4 protein-coding genes and 1 pseudogene are annotated in these 1,940 nt (G+C 72.9%); 4 read left to right on the forward strand and 1 reads right to left on the reverse strand.

The window, feature by feature from the left end; genetic code table 11:
- Positions 1 to 186, forward strand: a pseudogene (locus VB737_RS16495) (M16 family metallopeptidase); the annotation flags it as partial.
- Here VB737_RS16495 and VB737_RS16500 read toward each other — a convergent pair.
- Positions 146 to 430 (reverse strand): NAD(P)H dehydrogenase assembly family protein, encoded by a 285-nt coding sequence (locus VB737_RS16500; RefSeq protein WP_500314555.1) that lies wholly within the window; start codon positions 428 to 430, stop codon positions 146 to 148. The pseudogene VB737_RS16495 and the gene VB737_RS16500 overlap by 41 nt on opposite strands.
- 87 nt (positions 431 to 517) lie before the next feature.
- Here VB737_RS16500 and VB737_RS16505 point away from each other — a divergent pair, with 87 nt between their 5' ends.
- The 3 genes from VB737_RS16505 to VB737_RS16515 all read left to right on the forward strand — a co-directional run.
- Positions 518 to 1,087, forward strand: a complete 570-nt coding sequence (locus tag VB737_RS16505) for a biotin transporter BioY (RefSeq protein WP_500314557.1) — start codon at positions 518 to 520, stop codon at positions 1,085 to 1,087.
- Positions 1,084 to 1,563 carry a signal peptidase II gene (gene lspA / locus VB737_RS16510; RefSeq protein WP_500314559.1) on the forward strand — a complete coding sequence of 160 codons (480 nt, stop codon included), beginning with the start codon at positions 1,084 to 1,086 and terminating at the stop codon, positions 1,561 to 1,563. The genes VB737_RS16505 and lspA overlap by 4 nt, the downstream gene beginning before the upstream one ends.
- On the forward strand, positions 1,544 to 1,940 hold a 397-nt coding region (locus VB737_RS16515), incomplete at its 3' end, for an FHA domain-containing protein (protein ID WP_500314561.1). The genes lspA and VB737_RS16515, both read left to right, overlap by 20 nt.

The following is a 1,940-nucleotide window of genomic DNA, read 5'->3' on the forward strand; positions in this document are numbered from 1 at the left end:
CGCCGGGTGCTGGAGCGGGCCCCTGGCCTGGGCGCCGAGGACCTGCGCGCCGCCGCCCGCCGCTGGCTCGCCTCCCCGTCCCTGAGCCTGGTGGGCCCCGCCCCGGCCCTGGCTCAGGCGCACCAGGCCTGGCAGAGCCACGGCCTCAGCCGTCCGCAGGGAGGGGTTCCAGATCCGTCGCGTTGATCAGGAAGGTGCCGCGGCGGAAACGGATGGCCCGCAGGTCCAGGGCCCGGATCTCCACCACGCGCCCGACCTCCCCCGGATCCACCAGGTCCGGGGGACGCAGCATCGGCATCGGGTCGGCGGTCTTGAGGTAGCGGAGCGGCTGGCGCAGCCGCACCGCATCCCCCAGGTGGATCTCCACCGGAGGAACCGGCGGCGCCGTCTCCTCCGCGGCGGGCGGGTCGGTGGGGGTCGAATCCGGCATCGGTACGGGTGCCCGGCGGGCGGGCTGGGGGGCCCTTCTCAGCTGAACCTAGCTGCAGCAGGATGGGCGCCAGCCACGGACGGTTCATTGCGGGCCCTTGCCACCTGGAGCGGAGCGATCGCCGGCCTTCTCCTGATCCTCGTCGGCGGTCTGGTGCCGGCGGCCTTTCCGGTCCATGAGGCGGCGGGCTGGGCCGTGCGACCGCTGGGCATCACCTTGCAGGTGCCGGCCCTGCTGCTCACAGCCCTGGTCTGCGGCCCCCGCAGTGCCACCCTGGCCGCCGTGGCCTATCTCAGTGTCGGTCTGTTCCAGCTGCCGGTGTTCCACGAAGGGGGCGGCATCGGCTACCTGCTCGATCCGGGCTTCGGTTACCTGGCGGGCTTCCTGCCGGCTGCCTGGATCACCGGCAAGCTGGCGCGCCAGCCGGGCATGGACGATCCCCTGACCCTCGCCGGCGCCGCCGCCATCGGCCTGGTGGTGCTGCATCTCTGCGGCCTCGCCAACCTGCTCCTGGGCAGCCTGGCCGGACGCTGGGGCGGGGACACCGTCACCCTGGTGGTGGGCTACAGCCTGGCCCTGCTGCCCCAGCTGCTGCTCTGCTGCGCCGCCGGTGTCCTGGCCTGGCTGCTGCGCCGTCTGCTGCTGGTGCCCTCATGACGACCCGAACCCTGCGACGGCGATTGGTGCCCCTGCTGCTGGCGGCCCTCGCGGTGGGCCTGGATCAGCTCAGCAAGCGCTGGGCCGTGGAGAACCTGGCCAGCGGCAGCATCCAGCCGCTGCTGCCCGGCCTGCTGCAGCTGCAGCGCGTCAGCAACACCGGGGCGGCCTTCAGCCTCTTCGCCGGAGCGTCGAACCAGCTGGGCCTGGTGAGCGCTCTGGTGAGCCTTGGCCTGCTGTTCTGGATCCTCTGGCGTCCTCCCGCCGGCCTCTGGAACGTGCTGGCCCTGGGACTGCTGCTCGGGGGCGCCGTCGGCAACGGCATCGACCGCTGGCGCCACGGGGCCGTGGTGGACTTCCTCGAGTTCGTCCCGATCCATTTCCCGATCTTCAACCTCGCCGACGTCGCCATCAACCTGGCCGTGGCCTGCTTCCTCATCGACCTGCTGCGACCCCATGCCGACCGCCATCCTTGAAGGGCTGGAGCAGCGGCTGCGTCCCCGCACCCCCGGCCCCCGGCTCACGGTGCTTCAGCCCGGCCTGCCGGAGCTGGAGCAGCCCCTGCACGGCAGCCTTTACCGGATCGGCCGCGCCGCCGACAATGCCATCGTCATCGACCACACGGCGGTCAGCCGCCACCATGCCCTGCTGGAGAACCATGGCGGGCACTGGCTGCTGAGCGACGCCGGCTCCACCAACGGGTTGTGGTGGCGGGGCCGGCGGGTGCGGGGGCTGGTGCTGCGCGCGGGGGACCGGGTGCGCTTCGGCCCCGCCGACCAGGAGGATCTGCCCACGCTCCTGTTCGAGAGCGACGGCAGCACCCGCCTCGACCGGCTGGGGCGCTGGGGAGCGC

The organism is Synechococcus sp. BA-120 BA3, from assembly GCF_034931285.1.
Classification (GTDB): Bacteria; Cyanobacteriota; Cyanobacteriia; order PCC-6307; family Cyanobiaceae; genus Cyanobium.

Coding starts and splice junctions, on each gene's coding strand:
- lspA (WP_500314559.1), top strand. CDS start 1,084: ATGACGACCCGAACCCTGCGACGGCGATTGGTGCCCCTGCTGCTGGCG.
- VB737_RS16500 (WP_500314555.1), bottom strand. CDS start 430: ATGCCGGATTCGACCCCCACCGACCCGCCCGCCGCGGAGGAGACGGCG.